Annotated in this window: 23 protein-coding genes; 14 read left to right on the top strand and 9 right to left on the bottom strand. The window is 68.4% G+C overall.

Annotation, left to right across the window (positions count from 1 at the left end; translation table 11 throughout):
- The 3 genes from VL129_RS00585 to VL129_RS00575 all read left to right on the top strand — a co-directional run.
- Positions 1-1,160: phosphoenolpyruvate carboxykinase (ATP) (locus VL129_RS00585; RefSeq protein ID WP_325409003.1), on the top strand; the 1,160-nt coding region annotated here is incomplete at its 5' end.
- 185 nt (positions 1,161-1,345) lie between these two features.
- Complete coding sequence (locus VL129_RS00580) at positions 1,346-2,257, top strand: aldo/keto reductase (protein ID WP_325409001.1); 912 nt, start codon at positions 1,346-1,348, stop codon at positions 2,255-2,257.
- A 4-nt stretch (positions 2,258-2,261) separates the two neighbouring features.
- Entirely contained in the window at positions 2,262-3,551 is a 1,290-nt protein-coding gene (locus VL129_RS00575; RefSeq protein ID WP_325408999.1) for an NTP/NDP exchange transporter, read from the top strand.
- On the opposite strand, the gene VL129_RS00570 is transcribed toward VL129_RS00575, so the two are convergent.
- Together VL129_RS00570 and VL129_RS00565 are read right to left on the bottom strand one after the other, a co-directional pair.
- Entirely contained in the window at positions 3,542-4,741 is a 1,200-nt protein-coding gene (locus VL129_RS00570) for a GGDEF domain-containing protein (protein WP_325408997.1), read from the bottom strand. The two genes, VL129_RS00575 and VL129_RS00570, sit on opposite strands and share 10 nt — an antisense overlap.
- 670 nt (positions 4,742-5,411) lie before the next feature.
- Positions 5,412-6,158, bottom strand: coding sequence for an NRDE family protein (locus VL129_RS00565; protein WP_325408995.1), 747 nt, complete (start codon positions 6,156-6,158; stop codon positions 5,412-5,414).
- On the opposite strand from VL129_RS00565, the gene VL129_RS00560 reads away from it, so the two are divergent.
- The 4 genes from VL129_RS00560 to VL129_RS00545 all read left to right on the top strand — a co-directional run bounded on the left by VL129_RS00560 (position 6,157) and on the right by VL129_RS00545 (position 8,846).
- The gene (locus VL129_RS00560) at positions 6,157-6,294 is read left to right on the top strand and encodes a hypothetical protein (protein ID WP_325408993.1); all 138 of its coding nucleotides are present in this window, start codon (positions 6,157-6,159) and stop codon (positions 6,292-6,294) included. The genes VL129_RS00565 and VL129_RS00560 overlap by 2 nt on opposite strands.
- Positions 6,282-7,064, top strand: a complete 783-nt coding sequence (locus VL129_RS00555; RefSeq protein WP_325408991.1) for a sulfite exporter TauE/SafE family protein — start codon at positions 6,282-6,284, stop codon at positions 7,062-7,064. The genes VL129_RS00560 and VL129_RS00555 overlap by 13 nt, the downstream gene beginning before the upstream one ends.
- Positions 7,065-7,074: 10 nt before the next feature.
- Positions 7,075-7,872 (top strand): prolipoprotein diacylglyceryl transferase, encoded by a 798-nt coding sequence (gene lgt, locus VL129_RS00550; RefSeq protein ID WP_325408989.1) that lies wholly within the window; start codon positions 7,075-7,077, stop codon positions 7,870-7,872.
- A 179-nt stretch (positions 7,873-8,051) separates the two neighbouring features.
- Positions 8,052-8,846: a thymidylate synthase gene (locus VL129_RS00545; protein WP_325408987.1), complete on the top strand. Its 795-nt coding sequence runs from the start codon at positions 8,052-8,054 to the stop codon at positions 8,844-8,846.
- A 206-nt stretch (positions 8,847-9,052) separates the two neighbouring features.
- On the opposite strand, the gene VL129_RS00540 is transcribed toward VL129_RS00545, so the two are convergent.
- Complete coding sequence (locus VL129_RS00540) at positions 9,053-10,414, bottom strand: DUF3482 domain-containing protein (protein WP_325408985.1); 1,362 nt, start codon at positions 10,412-10,414, stop codon at positions 9,053-9,055.
- Positions 10,407-11,771: a DUF2868 domain-containing protein gene (locus tag VL129_RS00535; RefSeq protein ID WP_414705089.1), complete on the bottom strand. Its 1,365-nt coding sequence runs from the start codon at positions 11,769-11,771 to the stop codon at positions 10,407-10,409. Before VL129_RS00535 ends, VL129_RS00540 begins: the two co-directional genes overlap by 8 nt.
- A gap of 94 nt (positions 11,772-11,865) precedes the next feature.
- Here VL129_RS00535 and VL129_RS00530 point away from each other — a divergent pair, with 94 nt between their 5' ends.
- Positions 11,866-12,387 (top strand): dihydrofolate reductase, encoded by a 522-nt coding sequence (locus VL129_RS00530; protein ID WP_325408981.1) that lies wholly within the window; start codon positions 11,866-11,868, stop codon positions 12,385-12,387.
- Positions 12,384-13,001 (top strand): YitT family protein, encoded by a 618-nt coding sequence (locus VL129_RS00525; protein WP_325408979.1) that lies wholly within the window; start codon positions 12,384-12,386, stop codon positions 12,999-13,001. The genes VL129_RS00530 and VL129_RS00525 overlap by 4 nt, the downstream gene beginning before the upstream one ends.
- A gap of 312 nt (positions 13,002-13,313) precedes the next feature.
- On the opposite strand, the gene VL129_RS00520 is transcribed toward VL129_RS00525, so the two are convergent.
- Both VL129_RS00520 and VL129_RS00515 read right to left on the bottom strand, forming a co-directional pair.
- Positions 13,314-14,291: a serine/threonine protein kinase gene (locus tag VL129_RS00520; RefSeq protein ID WP_325408977.1), complete on the bottom strand. Its 978-nt coding sequence runs from the start codon at positions 14,289-14,291 to the stop codon at positions 13,314-13,316.
- Positions 14,288-14,686, bottom strand: coding sequence for an acetyl-CoA sensor PanZ family protein (locus VL129_RS00515; protein WP_325408975.1), 399 nt, complete (start codon positions 14,684-14,686; stop codon positions 14,288-14,290). The genes VL129_RS00520 and VL129_RS00515 overlap by 4 nt, the downstream gene beginning before the upstream one ends.
- 162 nt (positions 14,687-14,848) lie before the next feature.
- Here VL129_RS00515 and hisB point away from each other — a divergent pair, with 162 nt between their 5' ends.
- From hisB to hisF, 5 genes are all read left to right on the top strand, one after another.
- Positions 14,849-15,442 carry an imidazoleglycerol-phosphate dehydratase HisB gene (gene hisB / locus VL129_RS00510; protein WP_325408973.1) on the top strand — a complete coding sequence of 198 codons (594 nt, stop codon included), beginning with the start codon at positions 14,849-14,851 and terminating at the stop codon, positions 15,440-15,442.
- On the top strand, positions 15,442-16,080 hold the full coding sequence (gene hisH / locus VL129_RS00505; protein WP_325408971.1) for an imidazole glycerol phosphate synthase subunit HisH: 639 nt from the start codon (positions 15,442-15,444) through the stop codon (positions 16,078-16,080). The genes hisB and hisH overlap by 1 nt, the downstream gene beginning before the upstream one ends.
- Positions 16,077-16,337: a DUF2164 domain-containing protein gene (locus VL129_RS00500; protein ID WP_325408969.1), complete on the top strand. Its 261-nt coding sequence runs from the start codon at positions 16,077-16,079 to the stop codon at positions 16,335-16,337. Before hisH ends, VL129_RS00500 begins: the two co-directional genes overlap by 4 nt.
- Before the next feature lie 55 nt (positions 16,338-16,392).
- Positions 16,393-17,130 carry a 1-(5-phosphoribosyl)-5-[(5-phosphoribosylamino)methylideneamino]imidazole-4-carboxamide isomerase gene (hisA, locus tag VL129_RS00495; protein WP_325408967.1) on the top strand — a complete coding sequence of 246 codons (738 nt, stop codon included), beginning with the start codon at positions 16,393-16,395 and terminating at the stop codon, positions 17,128-17,130.
- 97 nt (positions 17,131-17,227) lie between these two features.
- On the top strand, positions 17,228-17,998 hold the full coding sequence (hisF, locus tag VL129_RS00490; RefSeq protein WP_325408965.1) for an imidazole glycerol phosphate synthase subunit HisF: 771 nt from the start codon (positions 17,228-17,230) through the stop codon (positions 17,996-17,998).
- 236 nt (positions 17,999-18,234) lie between these two features.
- On the opposite strand, the gene VL129_RS00485 is transcribed toward hisF, so the two are convergent.
- The 3 genes from VL129_RS00485 to VL129_RS00475 form a co-directional block, all read right to left on the bottom strand.
- Positions 18,235-18,996, bottom strand: a complete 762-nt coding sequence (locus VL129_RS00485; RefSeq protein WP_325408963.1) for a divergent polysaccharide deacetylase family protein — start codon at positions 18,994-18,996, stop codon at positions 18,235-18,237.
- A gap of 68 nt (positions 18,997-19,064) precedes the next feature.
- Positions 19,065-20,384 (bottom strand): S41 family peptidase, encoded by a 1,320-nt coding sequence (locus VL129_RS00480; protein WP_325408961.1) that lies wholly within the window; start codon positions 20,382-20,384, stop codon positions 19,065-19,067.
- Positions 20,385-20,414: 30 nt separating this feature from the next.
- On the bottom strand, positions 20,415-21,335 hold a 921-nt coding region (locus VL129_RS00475), incomplete at its 5' end, for a murein hydrolase activator EnvC family protein (RefSeq protein ID WP_325408959.1).

Raw genomic sequence — 21,335 nt, 5'->3', positions numbered from 1 at the left:
ACCCGCACACCTACAACCCGGCCGGCAAGGACGAGTGGCAGGTGCTCAACGTGGCCAACTTCGAGTGCGTGCCCGGGCGTGACGGCACCAATTCCGACGGCTGCGTGATCATCAACTTCGCCAGCAAGAAGGTACTGATCGCCGGCATGCGCTACGCCGGTGAAATGAAGAAGGCCATGTTCTCGGTGCAGAACTTCCTGCTGCCGGAGAAGGACGTCCTGCCGATGCACTGCGCCGCCAACATCGGTGAAGACGGCGACGTCACCCTGTTCTTCGGCCTGTCCGGCACCGGCAAGACCACCCTGTCCGCCGACCCGAGCCGCTACCTGATCGGCGACGACGAGCACGGCTGGGGCGAAGGCGTGGTGTTCAACATCGAGGGCGGTTGCTATGCCAAGTGCATCGACCTGTCCGAGAAGAACGAGCCGGTGATCTGGAAGGCCATCCAGTTCGGCACCGTGCTGGAAAACGTCGTGCTCGACGAGAACCATGTTCCGGATTACAGCGACGACAGCCTGACCCAGAACAGCCGCGCCGCCTACCCGCTGGAATACGTGGAGAAGCGCAGCGAGAAGAACCTGGGTGGCGAACCCAAGGCCGTGATCTTCCTGACCTGCGACCTGACCGGCGTGCTGCCGCCCGTGTCGATCCTCAACAACGAGCAGGCCGCCTACCACTTCCTGTCCGGCTACACCGCCCTGGTCGGTTCCACCGAGATGGGTTCGGGTCCCGGCATCAAGTCGACCTTCTCCACCTGCTTCGGCGCGCCCTTCTTCCCGCGTCCGGCCGGTGTCTACGCCGAGCTGCTGATCAAGCGCATCCAGGCGTTCGGCTCCAAGGTCTACCTGGTCAACACCGGCTGGACCGGTGGTGGCTACGGTGTCGGCAAGCGTTTCAACATCCCGACCACCCGCGCGGTGATCGCCGCGATCCAGAACGGTTCGCTGGTGGGCGTGGAGACCGAGCACCTGCCGATCATCAACCTGGACGTGCCGAAGGCCGTTGCCGGCGTCGAGACCCAGCTGCTCAACCCGCGCAACACCTGGGCCGACAAGAATGCCTATGACGCCGCCGCCCTCGAGCTGGCCGGCAAGTTCGTCACGAACTTCCAGAAGTTCGAGGTGAGCGAGGCCATTCGCAACGCCGGCCCGCAGCTGTAAGCGTTAGCCGCTGTTGAAAAAGCCGCCTTCGGGCGGCTTTTTCGTGGGCGGTCGAGGTCAGGGAGTCGTTCATGGGCGAGAACTCCATAGACCGTTTGGTCTAACGGCAAGCACGACACTGAGCCACCGGGGTGAATGCGCGCCGTGGGCTGCGGTCACACGGGAACCGCCGCAGAGGATCCGCCATGCCGAGCCGCCGCCAGTTCCTCCTGAACGCCACCCTGCTGGCCGCCCTGGCCCAGCTGCCGTGCGGCCCCCTGTGGGCGCAGACCCGGCTGCAGCAGCGCCGCATTCCCTCCAGTGGCGAACAACTGCCCGTGATCGGGCTGGGCACCTCGCGTACCCACGATGTGCCGCTGGATGACGAGGCCCTGCGGCCGCTGCTGGAGGTGCTGAAGACCCTGGTCAACGGTGGCGGGCGACTGATCGACACCGCACCCAGCTACGGCAATGCCGAGCGGGTGTGCGGCCATCTGGTGCAGCAGTTGGCGGTGCGCGACAAGGTGTTCATCGCCACCAAGGTTTCCGCGAGCGGTGAACAGGCCGGTCGCCGCCAGCTGGAGTCCAGCTTCCGGGCGCTGCAGGCCCCGCAAATCGACCTGGTGCAGGTGCACAACCTGCAAGACACCCGCACCCAGTTGAACCTGCTGCGTGAGCAGAAGGCGCGCGGGAACATCCGCTACGTCGGCATCACCCACTACCGCGAGGCGGCCCAGCAGGACGTGCTGGATGTGCTGGGCAGAGAGCCGGGCATCGACTTCGTGCAGATCAACTATTCGGTTGGCGAGCGGCTGGCCGAGCAGCGTCTGCTGCCCTGGTGCGCGGATCACGGTATCGCCGTGCTGATCAACCGGCCGTTCGCGCGCGGCCAGTTGCTGGCGCGGGTCAGGAACCGGCCGTTGCCGGACTGGGCGATGGAAGTGGATGCCACCTCCTGGGCGCAACTGCTGCTCAAGTTCATCCTCGCCCAGCCGGCGGTGACCGCCGTGATTCCGGCCACCTCCAACCCGCGCTACATGGCCGACAACCTGCTCGCCGGGCGCGGACGCCTGCCGGATGCGAGGCTGCGCGAACGGATCGCCGCGGCCTTCGCCTGACGGCATGCAGCCTGCCGACCGACTGGCGCGGCTGATCGACGCGCGGCCGGGGGAGCTGCCAGCGGCGCTGGCGGGCTTCGCCCTGTTCCTGTGCCTGTTCTCCGGCTACTTCATGCTGCGGCCGCTGCGCGAGGCCATGGGCATCCAGGGTGGGGTCGAGCACCTGCAGTGGCTGTTCACCGCCACCTTCCTGAGCATGCTGGTGGCCGTACCCCTGTTCGCCTGGCTGAGCACCCGGGTGCCACGGGTGCGCTACCTCGACTGGGTATACGGTTTCTTCGCCACGCACCTGGTGGCCTTCGCGCTGCTGTTCGCCGTGCAGCCGGACCACGTGTGGCTGGCGCGCACCTTCTTCGTGTGGATCTCGGTCTACAACCTGTTCGTGATTTCCGTGGCCTGGAGCCTGATGGCGGATGTCTTCGACGGGCAGCAGGCCAAGCGGCTGTTCGCCTTCATCGCCGCCGGCGCCAGCACGGGCGGGCTGCTGGGCCCCACACTGAGCGCGCTGCTGGTGGGGCGCCTGGGCACCGCCGGGCTGCTGGTGCTGGCCGCCCTGTTGTTGCTGCTGGCGCTGGGCTGCAAGCACTACCTGATGGGCTGGCGCGAGCGGGGCGGCGCCGGGCGGCCCGGTGCGCCGCCGAGCGAGAGCAGCCGACGACCGATCCCCGGCAACCCTTTCAGTGGCCTGACCTTGCTGCTGCACTCCCGTTACCTGGCGGGCATCGCGCTGTTCGTGGTGCTGCTGTCGGCCACCACCACCTTTCTGTATTTCGAGCAGGCCCGTCTGGTGGACGCGCTGTTTCCCGAGCGTGCCAGCCAGGTGCGGGTGTTCGCGCTGATCGATCTGCTGGTGCAGGCCGGCGCGCTGACCGCCCAGCTGTTCATCACCGGACGGGTCGCCAAGCGCCTGGGTGTGCGGGTGCTGCTCTCGGTGGTGCCCCTGCTGGTGTGTCTGGGCTTTCTGGGGCTGGCGCTGGCGCCGATGTTCCTGCTGCTGGCGGCGCTCATGGTGGTGCGGCGCATCGGCGAATACGCGTTCGTGCGGCCGGGGCGCGAAATGCTCTTCGCGCCACTGGATGCGCAGAGCAAGTACAAGGCCAAGAACGTCATCGACACGCTGGTGTACCGGGGTGGTGACGTGGCCAGCGCCTGGCTGAAAAACGGACTGGATGCGCTGGGCCACGGGCCGCTGCCGGTGGCCCTGGTGGGCGCCGCGTGCGCGGCGCTATGGGGCTGGTTGGGCTGGCGCCTGGGGCGCCGAGCCGATGCGCTGAGCGCCGGGCCTCAGCAGTAGGCCTTCTGGGCGCAGGATTCCGGCTCGGGCTGGCCGTCCGGAGTGGAGCAGATCTGGTCGCGGCCGCCGGTCTTGGCGCGGTACATGCGGTGGTCGGCCAGTTCCAGCAGCGCGGTCGGCGCCACGACCTTGTCGGCGCAGCGCTCGGCCAGGCCGATGCTGGCGGTCAGCCGCGTACCGTCCGGACGCACGCCCAGGCCGGACTCGGTCAGGCGTTGCAGCGCGCGGCGGGCCTGGTTCATGTCGGTGTTGGGCATCACCAGCAGGAACTCCTCGCCACCCCAGCGCAGCAGGGTGTCGGAGCCGCGCATGCGCGCCTGCAGACTGTTGGTGAACTCCTGCAGCACCCGGTCGCCGGCCTCGTGGCCGTAGGTGTCGTTGACGGCCTTGAAGTGGTCGATGTCGAAGAAGGCCAGCGCCAGGCAGCCATTGTTCTGTTCGGCATTGCTCCACAGCAGATGGAGGATTTCCGTGCCGCTGCCGCGCGACAGGATACCGGTCAGCGGATCGCGAATCGCCTGGCGCACCAGCGCGATCATGAACGCCAGCTGGCTCATGCAGGCCAGCGCGGTGACGCCGGCAATCAGCACCAGCAGCCAGTAGCCGCCGGCATACGACGGCCAGTTGAGCACTGGCCAGTTCAGGAAGCCGGCCAGGCCCTGGGCGAGCAGCAGCGTGCTGGCCAGGATCAGGTTTTCAACCAGGGTCAGCGGGAAAATGGCCAGGCCGGCCATCAGCACGAACGGCAGGAAGGCATAGCCGGTGGCCACCGCCGCGGAGAAGGGTTCGAGCTGGTGGCCGGTGATCAGGGTGTGGGACACCACATAGAACACCGTGGGAATGAAGAACAGGATGGCGATGGCCCGGTAGGCATCCAGCAGGTTGCCATTGGGACGATAGAACACCAGCAGGCTGGCGAAGGCCATCGAGGCCAGCAGCCGGGACACCGCCAGGCTGGACCACAGCGGGTAGTCGAAGACGATCAGGTCGACCACGCTCCACAGCGGCGTGAGCAGGGCGTACAGGAAGGCGAACAGGCGTACCCGATTGACGATCATGGTCGCCCGGCGCTGACTGAGCAGCAGCGAATGACGCGTCGGCAGCAGCAGTTGCGGAAACTCGACGGCCTTGAGCTCGTTGGGCAGCAGCGAGGCGAGGCGCCGGATGAGCAGATCGAAGGGTTTAGGCATTTTATTATTGGACCTTCACATGGTTGGGTGCTGCATCCGAGCAAAACCCTGTCGCGGCGGGCAGGGACAGGTTCCTTTGTATTCTTTTACCCACCTGTGACGCCGGAGGCGCCACCTTATTTTTTTGCTCGCACGCAAGGAATAAGGTCAGGCATGACCGTACCCTTCGGATCGGATGCCGTATCCGCCTAACCTGTCACAGTATTCCGGCAAAAATCATGCGCTGGATCAACGAAGCTGGCAGAGTGACATCGCGTCGCAGCGACTGCTGGCCAAAAAAGCATCACCCGGATCGGCCCCCCGGAAAACAGCCTGCGCAGCGGCACGCCCACAGCTTGTCCACAGAGCCATCCCCCGCTTCCGGGGAAAACCCCGGGCGAGCTTCGGGCGACCCGCGCGGCAGGCCGATGCGCCCGGCGACGGACCGTGGCGGCCCCCAGGCTGCTGGCTAACTGTCTGAAATTCAAGCTCTTTACGCAAAGGCCCGGCGTAGCGCGGCCGCAGACGGCGCTCAACAGCTTATCCACAGAATGCTCCCCGTGATCGGTGGGAAACCGCTGGCGCGGCGGCTGAAAAGTGACCGCCTGCGGCCAGGCCGCGCCGACCGGGCTTCAAGGTCCGTGGCCAACAGCTTGTCCACAGGTTGATCCCCCGAAGCTGGGCATAACCCCTACAACTTAAGTCGCACCTCGCCGAGCCGCGCGCCGTTGGGGCCGAAACGCCGTTCGTGGAACTCGCGCCGGCCGTCGGCTCGCACGATCAGCGCGCTGCTGGCCCGGGTGCCGTAGTGGGCGCTGGCAATGAACACGCTGGACAGCAGGCGCTCGGTATCCAGGCCGACGCCGGTGTTCGGCAACTGCGCGTCGTCGGCCGGCGTGGGGTCACCCAGTAGCTCCAGCAGGCGCTTGGGATGCGGCGCCTCCAGGCGTTCGGCCAAGGCCTGGCGCGCGCGCAGCAGCTTCGGCCAGGGCGTATCCAGTGCGGCGTTGCACAGGCCGTAGACGCCGGCGCCGAGCTCCAGCGGTGCCGGTTGGCGGGCATGCAGGTAGTACAGGCGCTCGGCATCGCCGACCAGCAGGTTGAAGCCGCTGTATTCACCGGCGCGTTCGGCCACTTCGCCCAGATAGTCTTCGGGCGAGCGGTCACCGCGCAGGAAGCCCGCCACCAGCTCGCCGCGCGAGCGCAGCCCGAGCGGCTGCGCGGGATCGCGGATATTGGTCAGCGCGGCGAAGCGCCCGCCGGGGCCGACGCCCATCCAGGTACCGCCCGCTTCCAGATCGCGCCCGGCATACACGCCCGGCGCCTCATCCCAGTGCGCCAGCGGCAGGCTGGGCCGGGCATGGAACTCGTCACGGTTGGCGGCGACCACCAGCGGCAGTGCATGGCCGGGGCGCCAGGCGAACAGGATCAGACACATGTACTTCACCCAGAACGATGACCGGCCCAGCTTGCCGCCGGGCGGACGTCACGGCAAGGGCCGTCCGGTAGCTGCGGCCCGGCGCTTGCTCTACCATGCCGGCTTCGCTTTCAGGGGGCTGGCATGGAATTTCTGATCTATCTCGTTCTGGGGGCCTGCGCCGGTGTGCTGGCCGGGCTGTTCGGCGTCGGCGGCGGGCTGATCATCGTGCCGGTGCTGGTATTCAGCTTCACCGCCCAGGGCTTCGCCCCCGAGGTGCTCACGCACCTGGCGGTGGGTACCTCGCTGGCCACCATCGTGTTCACCTCCATCAACTCCATCCGCGCACACCACAAGCGCGGCGCCGTGCTCTGGACGCTGGTGGGCTGGATGACCGCCGGCATCGTGGTCGGTGCCGCGCTGGGCAGCCTCACCGCCGACTGGCTGCAGGGCGAGGTACTGCAAAAGATCATCGGCGTGTTCGCCATCGGCATGGCCATCCAGATGGGCTTCAACCTGCAACCCAAGGCCGGCGGCGGGGTGCCCGGCAAGCTCGGGCTGGGCGTGGCCGGCACCGTGATCGGCTGGGCCTCGGCGATCTTCGGCATCGGCGGCGGTTCGCTGACCGTGCCGTTCCTCAACTGGCGCGGTGTGCCCATGCAGCAGTCGGTGGCCACCTCCGCCGCCTGCGGCCTGCCGATTGCCCTCGCCGGCGCGATCAGCTTCATGCTGGTGGGCATGGATGCTCCGCACCTGCCGCAGTGGAGCCTGGGCTACGTTTACTTGCCGGCGCTGGTCGGCATTGCGCTGACCAGCATGTTCTTCGCGCGCTTCGGGGCTACCCTGGCGCATCGTCTGTCCCCGCTGATGCTCAAGCGCCTGTTCGCGGTGCTGCTGGTGTGTGTGGGCACCAATTTCCTGATTTGAGGAGTGTCGGATGCTGCCTTATCCGCAGATCGATCCGGTGGCCATCGCCATCGGTCCCCTGAAGATCCACTGGTACGGGCTGATGTACCTGATCGGCATCGGCGGCGCCTGGCTGCTCGCCTCGCGCCGGGTGCAGCGCTTCGCCCCGGAGTGGCACAAGGACAAGCTGTCCGACCTGGTGTTCTGGGTGGCCCTGGGGGTGATCCTTGGCGGGCGGCTGGGCTATGTGCTGTTTTACGACTTCGCCGCCTACCTCGCCGATCCGGCAAAGATCCTGCGCGTCTGGGAAGGCGGCATGTCGTTCCACGGCGGCCTGATCGGCGTGCTGCTGGCGGTGTGGCTGTTCGGCCGACGCAACGACAAATCGTTCTTCGCGCTGATGGACTTCATTGCCCCGCTGGTGCCGATCGGCCTGGGCGCCGGGCGCATCGGCAACTTCATCAACGCCGAACTGTGGGGCAAGGCCACCGACCTGCCCTGGGCGATGGTCTTCCCTACCGACCCGGCGCAGCTGCCGCGCCACCCCTCGCAGCTGTATCAGTTCGCCCTGGAAGGCGTGGCGCTGTTCGTCATCCTCTGGCTGTACACCCGCAAGCCGCGCCCGGTGATGTCGGTGTCCGGCCTGTTCGCGGTGTGCTACGGCGTGTTCCGCTTCATCGTCGAGTTCGTGCGCGTGCCGGACGCCCAGCTCGGCTACCTGGCCTTCGGCTGGCTGACCATGGGTCAACTGCTGTGCATTCCGATGGTGCTGATTGGCGCCGGGATGATGGTCTGGGCGTACCGGCGCGAGGGTCGCCAGCCGGCATAGGATGTGTAGGGCCGGCTTTATGCCGGCCGACGTGGGTGGGAGCGACACTTCGGCTGCGAACCGAGCGCCGCTGGCCGGCATAAAGCCGGCCCCACAGGTTTCAGAACCCGACCGCCTTCCTTCCCCGCCGCGCGCGCAGCCCTTACCATGCCGCGACGTCTGCCCCCTCCGAGCCTCCGATGAAACAGTACCTCGACCTGATGCGCCACGTGCGCGAGCACGGCACCTTCAAGAGCGACCGCACCGGCACCGGCACCTACAGCGTGTTCGGCCACCAGATGCGCTTCGACCTGGCCGACGGCTTTCCGCTGGTCACCACCAAGAAGTGCCACCTGAAGTCCATCATTCACGAGCTGCTGTGGTTCCTGAAGGGCGAGACCAACATCCGCTACCTGAAGGAAAACGGCGTCTCCATCTGGGACGAGTGGGCCGACGAGAACGGTGAGCTGGGACCGGTGTACGGCTACCAGTGGCGCAGCTGGCCGGGACCCAACGGCGAGTCCATCGACCAGATCGCCAAGCTGGTGGAGATGATCAGGAAGAACCCGGACTCGCGCCGGCTGATCGTCTCGGCCTGGAACCCGGCGCTGGTCGACCAGATGGCCTTGCCGCCCTGCCACGCGCTGTTCCAGTTCTACGTCGCCGACGGCAAGCTCAGCTGCCAGCTGTACCAGCGCTCGGCCGACATCTTCCTCGGTGTGCCCTTCAACATCGCCAGCTACGCGCTGCTGACGCTGATGGTCGCGCAGGTCTGCGACCTGCGGCCGGGCGAGTTCATCTGGAGCGGCGGCGACTGCCACCTGTACGCCAACCATCTGGAGCAGACCGACCTGCAACTCAGCCGCGAGCCGCTGCCGCTGCCGCAGATGAAGCTCAACCCCGAGGTGAAGGACCTGTTCGCCTTCCGCTTCGAGGACTTCGAGCTGGTCGGCTACCAGAGCCATCCGCATATCAAGGCGCCGGTGGCGGTTTAAATCGCGGCGCCCGTAGGGTGGACAACGTTGTTCTTGTCCACCATCGCGCCGGCACGGCGCGCCTGGCCGGCCGCACCTCGCGGCGCGTTGGTGGATCGGTGAAGCGCGATCCACCCTACGCCAGCAGGCCGGCATGAAGCGTGGTCTCCCACCCCGGTAGGGCGGACAACGTTTTTCTTGGCCGCCGTGCGGGATCCGAATGGCGGCTACGTTCGCTTGGCCAGGGCATCAATCCACTGTTGACGGTCTTCCTCGCCGCGCACCTTGCCATTCAGCGACGACCATTCCGGATGCGCACGGGCCACCGACAGCGGTTTGGGCAGCTTGCCGTCCTTCCAGGCCTGCTCCTGCGGCGACTCCAGGCGGACGGCGTCCTGTGCGGCGTGGCCGCGGGCGGCCAGCGCGTCGAGCAGTTGCCGCTGACGCAGCGCCAGCAGGCGCAGCACGGCGTCGTCCACGGTGAGTTCCTTTTCGCCCTTGAGCTTGCCCAGCAGGCGATTGCCATAGTGCCGGGCGGTCTGCGCGCCGCCGCCGGCCAGCGCGCCGAGCAGCGCGGCGGCGCCGAGGGTAATGCCGCCGACCATCAGGTCGATGCCGGCGCCGGCGGCGGCTCCGGCGGCCATGCCGCCGCCGATCTTCACGCCCATCTGCCGGAGCGTTTCCGGATTGAACAGGTCATCGCCCCAGCGGCCGTCCAGCAGCGGCACCTCGCCGGCCTCGGCGTCGTCGCGGCGGAAGGCGTACAGCCGCAGCAGCGCCTCCACGCAGCGCTGCTCACGCTGACGCACGGCCTCGCGCAGCGCCAGCATGGCGCTGCGCTCCTGTTCGGCCTTGTCCGGCACGCGCTGCCGGCAGGCGGCGACATCCACCAGTAGCTCGGCGATCAGCCGGCGTCCAGCCTGCAGACGCTCGGCGGCCTGCGCCTCGTGGGCGTGAATCAGTCGCTCCAGGCGCCCACGCGCCGGCTCCAGCAGCAGCGCCAGGCTTTCGTAGAGGCGGCGCTCGCCATCCTCGGGCGGCGCGACGGTATCGAAGCGCACCAGCGCGTGCAGGCCCAGGCGCGCCAGCGCTGCGCGCCATTCCTCCTCGCGCTGCAGCGGGTCGCGCACGAAGTTGAGTACCGGCAGCAGCGGCTTACCGCAGTCGGCCAGCACGCTCAGCTCGTCGCGGTACTTGGCCAGCACCGGCTCGCGGGCGTCGATCACATACAGGCCGGCGTCCGAGCCGAGCAATTGGCGCAGCACCTTGGCTTCCTGCTCGAAACGCTGGCGCGCCTCGGGGCCGGCGAGGAAACGCTCGACCCGCGCCGGACCGTCGAGGCGTTCGCCGGCGGGCGCCAGGCGTTCGAGGTAGTCCAGCAGTTCGATGGCGTCCTCCAGCCCGGGGGTGTCGTACAGCTCCAGCAGCGCCTCGCCGTCCACCGACAGCCGCGCGCCCTCGACGTGGCGCGTGGTGCTCGGCCGGTGCGAGACCTCGCCGAAGCCGACGTCGCGGGTCAGGGTGCGCAGCAACGAGGTCTTGCCGACATTGGTATGGCCGACCACGGCGAGTTTCAGCGGCTCAGTCATGGCCCTTCTCCAGCCAGTCCAGGGAAGCCTCGGCCAGGCCGAGGCGCTGCAACGCGGCGCGCCAGTCGTCCAGGCGCGCGGCGTCGGCATCCACCGGCAGCAGCCAGACGCGGGTGGCCACCGCGCTGCGCGACAGTTCGCCGAGCAGCGCCAGGGTGCCGCGATCCGGCGAGCGGCGCGGGTCGCAGGCCAGCAGCAGGCGCGCGGCCGGGCGCTGGGCCAGACGTTCCAACAGCAGCCGGCGCTGTTCGCGGCTGTCCAGCACGCCGGCGTTGCCGACGCCCTCGGGCAGAACGGGCGGCCAGGGGTAGGCGGGGTCGAGCTCGATGCCGGCCAGCAGGACGCCTTCGGCGTCGGAGGTGAAGGCACCGGCCTGGGGTTCGGGAAGGTCTGTCGGGGCGGCGTCACGCACGCCGAGTCGTTCGCTGGCCGGTTGCAGTCGCTCGCGCAGCAGCAGGTAGCCGGGCGCGTCCAGCGGTAGACGCAGTCGGCGCAGTCCGCGGCGCCAGCGCCACCGGCAGAACAGTGCGAGCAGCAGGCGCGGCAGGATGCCGTAGACCAGCAGCACGCCGAGCAGCCAGCCGGCCCAGGCCTGGCGGGCGCTTTCCTCGACCAGCGCGCGCTCGCCGCTGGCGCGGATCTGCGCGATATCCGGCAGGCTGAAGCCGAGCAGCGCGGGCAGCGCGCCGAGCGTCTGGGTCAGGGCAACGAAGCTGTCGGCGCCGAGTAGCGTGGTTTCCCAGACGAAGCCGTAGCGGCGGGTGGAGAGCATGGCCAGCAGCAGCGCCAGCGCGCTGAGCAGCGCCAGCAGCCACAGGCCGTGAACCAGCGCGCCCAGCCCCCAGCGCGCCAGCCGCTGGCGCTGCAGCACGACGAGCAGGGCCGGCGCCAGTTGCGCGGCCTGGGCGTCGCGGGCGAGCTTCTCGCTCAGCCACAGCCACAGGCGGCCCAGGGCGCCACCGGCATCGCGCGTGAACAGCAGGCCGCCCAGCCAGCCGAGCAGCGTCAGCACATGCAGGCCAAGCAGGCTGCCCAGCGCCCAGAACACATTGACCGGACGCTGACCGTCGCCGAGGGCGGCGAACGCCAGGCCGGCGCCGCTGAGCAGGGCGAACAGGGCGAGCACCAGCAGCGCCAGGCGTGCGCCCTGATGCCAATGGCGCAACGCGACCAGTTGCCCGTCGCGTTCGGCCAGCAGCAGGGCGCGGGATTCGATGCGCTGTTCCAGGGCGGGACCGGCCAGGCGGGCGCGGCGGTTGGCCTCGCCATCTTCCAGCGGGCCGGCCTGCTCCTCGCGCAGGCGGATGGCTTCGCACAGCCAGAGGCGGTCGAGGCGCGACAGGGGGGATGAACTCACGGCTTCACTCACGACAAGAACTGGGCTGAGGATAACCGTTCGCGGCGGGGCGGGAGTAGGCAGTAACGGCTGCCGAGCGCTATCCTCGCGCCCCATGAACAGCACTCGCCTCCCCCTCGCCATGATCGCCGCCCTGGCCCGCAACCGGGTGATCGGCCTCGACAACCGGATGCCCTGGCACCTGCCGGCCGACCTCAAGCACTTCAAGGCCATGACGTTCGGCAAGCCGATCATCATGGGTCGCAAGACCTGGGATTCCCTCGGCCGACCGCTGCCCGGCCGGCTGAATATCGTGGTCAGCCGCCAGGCGGACCTGCGCCTGCCAGGCGCCGAGGTGTTCGACTCGCTGGACGATGCCCTGGTGCGCGCCGATGCCTGGGCGCGCGAACAGGGTGTCGACGAACTGATGCTGATCGGCGGCGCGCAGCTGTATGCCCAGGCCCTGCCGCTGGCCGAGCGCCTGTACCTGACGCGCATCGAGCTGGAGCCGGCCGGCGACGCGCATTTCCCGGAGTGGCTGGACCACGAGTGGCGACGCGACAGCCATGCGGCGCATGCCGCCGAGGGCGACGCGCCGGCCTACGCCTTCGAAACCTGGACTCGCCGTCGCGCATGAGTGACGCCGCCCGCGTCGCCGTGCGCCATGCCTGGTGGGAGGACATCCAGGCCCTGCCGCTGGGCTGCGCGCTGATCGCCCTGGGCATCAGCTTCTTCGCCCAGGCCGGGCTGCTCAGCGGCGGCACGGTGGGGCTGGCCTTCCTGCTCAACTACTGGGGCGGCTGGCCACTGGCCGGCATGTTCTTCCTGATCAACCTGCCGTTCTATGCCCTGGCGCTGTGGCGCATGGGCTGGAAATTCACCCTGCGCACCTTCTGTGCGGTGGCGCTGGTGTCGCTGTTCGTCGAGCTGACCCCCGGCTGGGTCGCCTTCTCCCATGTCGAGCCGCTGTACGCCGCCCTGTTCGGCGGCTTCATGATCGGCGTGGGCCTGCTCATGCTGTTCCGTCACCGCGCCAGCCTGGGCGGGGTGAACATTCTGGCGCTGTACCTGCAGGAACGCTTCGGCCTGCGCGCCGGGCATGTGCAGATGGCGGTGGACGCACTGATCGTGCTGGCGGCCATCGCCATCGTGCCGGCGGACCGGGTGCTGCTCTCGGTGCTGGGGGCGGTGTCGCTCAATCTGGTGCTGGCGCTCAATCATCGCGACGGGCGCTATATGGGTGCCAGTTAGCGAAGCCTGGCTTGTAGGCGGTCGGCGCTGTTCCGGCCGTCATAGGGCCACCGTTTGGCGGCCATGGTGGACGAGGAAAACGTTGTCCACCCTACGGGCAGCGGGCAACGCCGAGGTTGTAGGGCCGGCTTTCGCCGGCCATCGGAGTGTCAGCCTGCGCCTCGCCACCGGTCCTGCCCGCGTCGGCCGGGATAAACCCGGCCCTACAGGTTTTGCCAACCTGCGGGCAGCGCCGAGACGTTGTAGGGCCGGCTTTACGCCGGCCGGTGGAGTGTCAGTCCCGCGCATCGCCCCACAGGTTTCCCTTCCCCCTCAATACAACCGCAACGGCTCCTCATCCAGCGCCGCCAGCTGTTCGCGCAGCAGGCCGATCTGCTGGCGCCAGTAGTTTTCCGTGGTGAACCAGGGGAAGGCCGGTGGAAACGCCGGGTCGTCCCAGCGTCGCGCCAGCCAGGCGCTGTGGTGCAGCAGGCGCAGGCTGCGCAAGCCTTCCAGCAGCGGCAGCTCGCGGGTCGGGAAGTCGTGGAATTCCGAATAGCCGTCGGCCAGTTCGGACAGCTGGCGCAGGCGCTCCTGGCGATCGCCGCACAGCAGCATCCACAGGTCCTGCAGGGCCGGGCCCATGCGGCAGTCGTCCAGGTCGACGACATGGAAGCTGCCGTCGCGCTCCAGCAGGTTGCCCGGGTGGCAGTCGCCATGCAGGCGAATGGCGGTATAGGGCGTGGCGGCGAACAGCCGGTCCAGCCGTGCCAGCAGCGCCTGGGCGGCGGCGACATAGTCGGCGCGCAGGCTGGCGGGCAGGAGCGGGCTGTCGCGCAGGGTGGCCAGCGAGGCGTGGCCGAAGTTGGCTACCGTCAGCGTTTCGCGCTCGTGGAACGCGCGGCTGGCGCCGATGGCGTGCAGACGGCCAAGCAGCTGGCCGAGGCGATACAGCTGGTCCAGATCGCCCGGCTCCGGCGCGCGACCGCCACGGCGCGGAAACAGCGCGAAACGAAAGCCGCCGTGTTCGAACAGGCTCTCGCCGTCCCGGCGCAACGGCGCCACCACCGGCACTTCGGCCTCGGCCAGTTCCTCGGTGAAGGCATGCTCCTCGCGGATCGCCGCGTCGCTCCAGCGCTGCGGACGGTAGAACTTGGCGATCAGCGGTTCGCTGTCCTCGATGCCTACCTGATAGACGCGGTTCTCGTAGCTGTTCAGCGCCAGCACCCGGGCGTCGCTGACCAGGCCCAGGCTTTCCACGGCATCCAGCACCTGGTCCGGGCCGAGCGTGGCGAACGGATGGCTGTTCACAGCGCCCTCAGCGGCAGCATCAGATGCGCGGCCAACTGCTCGGCGGCTTCCTGGGCCGGATCGGCGGCCAGCACCAGCAGCAGGTCCTGCTGCTGCGCCTCGCGGCGCGCCTCGTCGACCAGGCGGCGAGCCACGCCGCGCCCGCGGGTCAGCGCCCGTACGCACAGGTGCGACAGGCGCAGGAAATTGCCGCCGGACTGCAGGCGCGCGGCGCCCAGCAGGCGGCCGTTGAAGCGCGCCACGCGCAGGCTGCCGTCGGCCAGGCTTTGCTGGATCAGCGCGGCGCCGTCGGCGAAGGGCGGCAGCAGCCAGTCGGGGGCGTCGGCGTAGACGTTGAGCAGGTCCTGGCGGTCCTGATCGGTGAGCTGGACGGGGCGTTCGACATAGACAGGCATGGCGGCATCGCTGCGGAAAAGAAGGCGGCTAGGGTAGCAAGCCGCGCGGCGGGTGCCCACGGGCCGTGCGGTTCCCCGGCAGGCGGGTTCCGGCCTATAATGCGCGCCCTCCGGGCTGTGGAAAACTTCCACGGCGCCCTCTGTTCTTTTGCGGAGCTGGTCATGGTCGAACGTAAGGCGTTCGTCGAACGCAACACCCTGGAAACCCGCATCAAGGTTGCGATCAACCTCGATGGCACCGGCAAGGCGAATTTCGCCATCGGCGTGCCCTTCCTCGAGCACATGCTCGACCAGATCGCTCGCCATGGGCTGATCGACCTGGACATCGAATGCCAGGGCGACCTACACATCGACGACCACCACACCGTGGAAGACGTCGGCATCACCCTCGGCCAGGCCTTCGCCAAGGCGGTCGGCGACAAGAAGGGCATGACCCGCTACGGGCACTCCTACGTGCCGCTGGACGAAGCCCTGTCGCGCGTGGTGATCGATTTCTCCGGACGTCCCGGCCTGGTCATGAACGTGCCCTACACCCGCGCGGTGGTCGGCAAGTTCGATGTGGACCTGTTCCAGGAATTCTTCCAGGGCTTCGTCAACCACGCCCAGGTGACCCTGCACATCGACAACCTGCGTGGCAGCAACACCCACCACCAGATTGAAACCGTGTTCAAGGCCTTCGGCCGCGCGCTGCGCATGGCCCTGACCCTGGACGAGCGCATGGCCGGGCAGATGCCCTCCACCAAGGGATGCCTGTGATGCAGACCGTCGCCGTCATCGACTACGGCATGGGCAACCTGCACTCGGTGGCCAAGGCCCTGGAACATGTCGGCGCCGGCCGCGTGCTGGTGACCAGCGATGCCCAGGTGATCCGCGAGGCGGATCGCGTGGTGTTCCCCGGCGTCGGCGCGATTCGCGACTGCATGGCGGAGATCCGCCGCCTGGGCTTCGACGCGCTGGTGCGCGAGGTCAGCCAGGACCGCCCGTTCCTCGGCATCTGCGTCGGCATGCAGGCGCTGATGGAGCGCAGCGAGGAGAACGGTGGGGTCGACTGCATCGGCCTGTTCCCCGGCCAGGTGCGCTTCTTCGGCAAGGACCTGCACGAGGACGGTGAGCACCTGAAGGTGCCGCACATGGGCTGGAACGAGGTCGAGCAGGTGGTCAGCCATCCGCTGTGGCACAACATTCCCGACCGGGCGCGCTTCTACTTCGTGCACAGCTACTACATCGAGGCCGGCAATCCGCGCCAGATGGTCGGTCGTGGTCACTACGGCGTGGATTTCGCCGCCGTGCTGGCCGAAGGCTCGCGCTTTGCCGTGCAGTTCCACCCGGAGAAGAGCCACACCCACGGCCTGCAGCTGCTGCAGAACTTCGTGGCCTGGGACGGACGCTGGTGAGTCGCGGCAAGGGCGCGCTGGCGGCGCTCAAGCTGGACGCCGCTCAGGAGCAGGCTGCGGCGCAGGTTCTCAAGCGCTTCCTCGAGGAGCGCTTCGAGCTGGAGCTGGGCTCCTTCGAGGTGCTGGAAGTCCTGGAGTTGATTGGCCGCGAAGTCGCCCCGCACTACTACAACAAGGCGATTGCCGATGTGCAGGCGCTGCTGGCCGACCGCTTCGCCAGCGTCGAAAGTGACGTGTGGGCGCTCGAGAAGGGCTGAGTCCTTTCATCCGATTACTGATTACCCGATTACCGATTCGAGCAGGTTCCGAGCAATGCTGATTATCCCCGCTATCGATCTGAAGGACGGCGCCTGCGTGCGCCTGCGCCAGGGCCGCATGGAAGACTCCACGGTGTTCTCCGACGACCCGGTGAGCATGGCCGCCAAGTGGGTCGAGGGTGGCTGCCGCCGCCTGCACCTGGTCGACCTGAACGGCGCCTTCGAGGGCCAGCCGGTCAATGGCGAGGTGGTCACTGCCATCGCCAAGCGCTATCCGAACCTGCCGATCCAGATCGGCGGCGGCATCCGCTCGCTGGAAACCATCGAGCACTACGTCAAGGCCGGCGTCAGCTACGTGATCATCGGCACCAAGGCGGTCAAGCAGCCGGAATTCGTCACCGAGGCTTGCAAGGCGTTCCCCGGCAAGGTGATCGTCGGCCTGGATGCCAAGGACGGCTTCGTCGCCACCGATGGCTGGGCGGAAGTCTCCAGCGTGCAGGCGGTGGACCTGGCCCGTCGCTTCGAGGCTGACGGCGTGTCCGCCATCGTCTACACCGACATCGCCAAGGACGGGATGATGCAGGGCTGCAACGTCGAGGCCACCGCCGCGCTGGCCGCCGCCAGCCGCATCCCGGTGATCGCCTCCGGCGGCATCCACAACCTCGGCGATATCCAGAAGCTGCTCGATGCCCGCGCGCCGGGCATCATCGGCGCCATCACCGGCCGCGCCATCTACGAGGGCACCCTCGACGTGGCCGAAGCCCAGGCGCTGTGCGACGGCTTCAAGGGCTGATGTGAGCCGGGTGGACAACGCCTTGCTTGTCCACCGCATACCTGGTGACCCGGTGGACAACGCTACGCGGTTGTCCACCCTACGAGAGATATCTGTTATGGCCCTCGCCAAACGCATCATCCCTTGCCTCGACGTGGACAACGGCCGCGTGGTGAAGGGCGTCAAGTTCGAGAACATCCGCGACGCCGGTGACCCGGTGGAGATCGCCCGCCGCTACAACGAGCAGGGCGCCGACGAGATCACCTTCCTGGACATCACCGCCAGCGTCGACAACCGCGACACCACGCTGCACACCGTCGAGCGCATGGCCAGCCAGGTGTTCATCCCGCTGACCGTGGGCGGTGGCGTGCGCACCGTGCAGGACATCCGCAACCTGCTCAACGCCGGGGCCGACAAGGTGTCGATCAACACCGCCGCGGTGTTCAATCCGGAGTTCGTCGGCGAAGCCGCCGAGCGCTTCGGCTCGCAGTGCATCGTGGTGGCCATCGACGCCAAGAAGGTCTCCGCGCCGGGCGAGACGCCGCGCTGGGAAATCTTCACCCACGGCGGACGCAAGCCCACCGGCCTGGATGCCGTGCTGTGGGCGAAGAAGATGGAAGACCTGGGCGCCGGCGAGATCCTGCTGACCAGCATGGACCAGGACGGCATGAAGAACGGCTTCGACCTCGGTGTGACGCGCGCGATCAGCGAGGCGGTGGGCATTCCGGTGATCGCCTCGGGCGGCGTCGGCAACCTGCAGCACCTGGCCGACGGCATCCTGGAAGGCAAGGCCGACGCGGTGCTGGCGGCGAGCATCTTCCACTTCGGCGAATACACCGTGCCGGAAGCCAAGGCCTATATGGCCGCGCGCGGCATCGTGGTGCGCTGAGACCAGAGGATTCTGGCTGCCTTGTAGGAGGGGCTTTAGTCGCGACTCGCGTGCAGGCCACAGCATCGCATCGCGGCTAAAGCCGCTCCTATAAAATCCTGCCGATACACAGTGATGCCACCGATGCCTTGTGGGGCCGGCTTTATGCCGGCCGACGGGGCTTCGGGTGTGTGCCCAGGGGCCGCTTGGTAGCGGCCTTTGGCCGGGATAAACCCGGCCCCACAGGCTTCCCCCGCCTACCGATACACGCCTTTCTCGCCATGCGCCGGCATGGCCTGGTTGCCGCGCAGGGCAATCATCGGCGGCACGTCGATCCAGTCGATGCCCTGGGCGGCCAGTTTGGGCAGCTCGCGTTCCAGCACCGCCAGGGTGCTGGCGTGCGGATGGCCGATCATCACCACCGAACCCTCACGGCGGGCGATCTCCAGGCCGCGCTGGAAGGCGGCGGCCACCGCTTCCGGGCTGGTGTCGTGATCGAGAAACAGGTCGCGGGACAGGCTGGCCAGTGCGATGCGCTGGGCGCTGGCGGCGGCCACGGTCTTCGGCGTGGTGCGGCTGTCGACGAAGAACAGATGGCGCCGCTGCAGCTCCGGCATCAGCGTGGCCATCGCCGTTTCATTGGCTGTCATCAGACTGCCCATGTGGTTGTTCAGGCCGCTGGCCTGGGGGATCACCCGCAGCGCCGCCTCCAGACGTTCCAGCCAGACGAAGGGCGGCTGCTCGGGCTGCCAGGCGAAGTTGCCGTCGGCCGGGGCCATCGGCATGTGCACCAGCACGGTACGGCCGGCGCGGTGGGCATCGGCGGCCAGAACGGCCGCATGCGGCGCGTCCGGCAGGATGGCCAGGGCCACCGGGCCAGGCAGGGCCAGCACGCGGCGATCGCGCTCCGGGTCATGACCCAGGTCGTCGATGATCAGGCTCAGGTAAACGGGCTGGGCCGGAAAAGCGGAGCCCGCAAACAGCAGGCCGAGCGCGACACACAACGCGCGCCAAGGCATAGGGAAACCTCATTGGTGACGGGACAGAACCTGTATCGGCCGCAGCGCGACCCGCTACAGCCCGTCCATCACTGACTGCGGGTGATGTTCAGGCCCTTGAGCAGGTTGAGCGCCTGGCCCAGTTGGTAATCCTCGTCCTGCGGGCGCGGCGCCTGGGCGGCTTTGCCGTTGCTGGGGCGGTCCGCACCGCCATTGCCGTTGCCCAGGTGGCCGGCCAGGTCGGCCTCCTTCACGCCGGCCACCTCGTCCTCGCGGGTCAGGCGCGCGCGCTGTACCTCGATGTCCGGCACGATGCCCTGGGCCTGGATGGAGCGGCCGTTGGGGGTGTAGTAGAGCGCGGTGGTGAGCTTCAGGGCGCGGTCGTTGTTGAGCGGCAGCACGGTCTGCACCGAGCCCTTGCCGAAGCTGTCGGTACCCATGACCACGGCGCGACGGCTGTCCTGCAGGGCGCCGGCGACGATCTCCGCCGCCGAGGCGCTGCCGCCGTTGATCAGCACCACCAGCGGCACGCGCTGGCTGGCATCGGCGGGATCGGCCGAGAAGCGCAGCTCGGAGTTGGCGATGCGGCCCTGGGTATAGACGATCAGCCCCCTGGTCATGAAGTGATCGGCCACTTCCACCGCGGCCTGCAGCACGCCGCCAGGGTTGTTGCGCAGGTCCATGACCAGGCCCTTGAGTGGTGCCTTGTTGTCCTTGCGCAGGGTGGCGAGGGCCTTGCCGACTTCCGCGCCGGTGTTGACCTGGAACTGGGTGATGCGCAGGTAGCCGTAGCCGTCCTCGAGCAGCTGGGTGCGCACGCTCTGTACGCGGATCACCGCACGGGTCAGGGTGACGTCGAAGGGCTGGCCACCCTCGCGAACCAGGGTCAGCACCACCTTGCTGCCGGGTTTGCCGCGCATCATGTCCACGGCTTCCTGCATGCTCAGGCCCTTGGTCGGCTGGCCATCGATGCGCACGATCAGATCGCCCGCCTCGATTCCGGCCTTGGAGGCGGGGGTGTCGTCGATGGGCGAGACCACGCGGATGAAACCATCCTCCATGCCCACTTCGATGCCCAGCCCGCCGAATTCGCCGCTGGTGCTTTCCTGCAGTTCCTGGAAGGCCTGCGGGTCCAGGTAGGCGGAGTGCGGATCCAGGTTGCTGAGCATGCCGCGGATGGCGTTTTCCAGCAGGGTCTTGTCGTCCACCGGCTCGACGTAGGCGCTCTTGATGCGGTCGAGCACCTCGGCGAAGGTGCGCAACTCGTCCAGCGGCAACTGGGCGCGCACCGCCGGGCCGTTGGCCGGCGCGGTCGGCGCGTCGCTCTGCGCATGGGCTGCCCCGGCGGCCAGAGCCAGGCACAGGGCCAGGCCCTGGGCGGTGTTGCGGAAAATGGGGCGCTGCTGCATGGGAAAACTCCGGGTTGCGAGATGGCGCGCTCAGCCTTGCGCGCGGCACCACTGGGTCGGGTCGCTCGGGCGACCCTGCTGGCGAATGGCGAAGTACAGCGCGGGAACGCTCTGCCCGCCACTGCTGCCAACGGTGGCGATGGTATCACCGGCGGCAACGATGTCGCCGGCCTCCTTGAGCAGCGCCTGGTTGTGGCCGTACAGGCTCAGGTAGCCGCCGCCGTGGTCGAGGATCAGCAGCAGGCCGGCGCCGCGCAGCCATTCGGCGAACACCACCTTGCCGCCGTGCACGGCGCGCACCGGCTGGCCGGCGCCGGCGCCGATCAGCACGCCGTCCCAGGTGGTGCGCGAGTCCTCGCCGCGTTGTGCGCCGAAGCGGGCGATCAGCCGGCCCTGCACGGGCCATGGCAGCTTGCCGCGCGCCTTGTCGAACGGGCCGCCGTAGTAGCGGGCCGCGGTGTTGCTCAGCCAGGGTGCCTCGTCCTCGGGGGCCAGGCGGCGCTGCTCGGCGAGCTGGCGCTGGCGCGCGGCTTCCGCTTCGCGTTCGCGGGCCTGACGGGCGAGGGTTTCCTCGATGGTTTTGAGTACCTGCCGCAGCTCGGCCTGTTCGCGCTGGCGTTCCTGCAGGCGGGTCGCGCGGTCGGTGCTGTCGCGATTCAGGCGCGCCAGTACCTGCTGGCGCTGCTTGCGCACCTCGGCCAGGCGCGCCTGGCGCTCGGCCAGCGTCTGCTGCTGGCGGGCCAGTGCATCGCGGCGGGCGGTGCGCTGGCGCTCCAGCTCGCTCAGCTGTTCCTGGCTGCGGGCGTAGTCGGCCAACTGTTCCAGGCGCGCGCGGTTCAGGTACTCGTAATAGGTAAGGGTGCGGGAAAAGGTGGCGGGGTCCTGCTGGTTGAGCAACAGCTTGAGGGGTTCGGCACCGCCGCTCTGGTAGACGGCCCGGGCCTGTTGGCC

Source organism: Pseudomonas sp. (genome assembly GCF_035497915.1).
Classification (GTDB): Bacteria; Pseudomonadota; Gammaproteobacteria; order Pseudomonadales; family Pseudomonadaceae; genus Serpens.
Note: the sequence above shows the minus strand (reverse complement) of the source record. Positions and strands in the feature narration are given on the sequence as shown.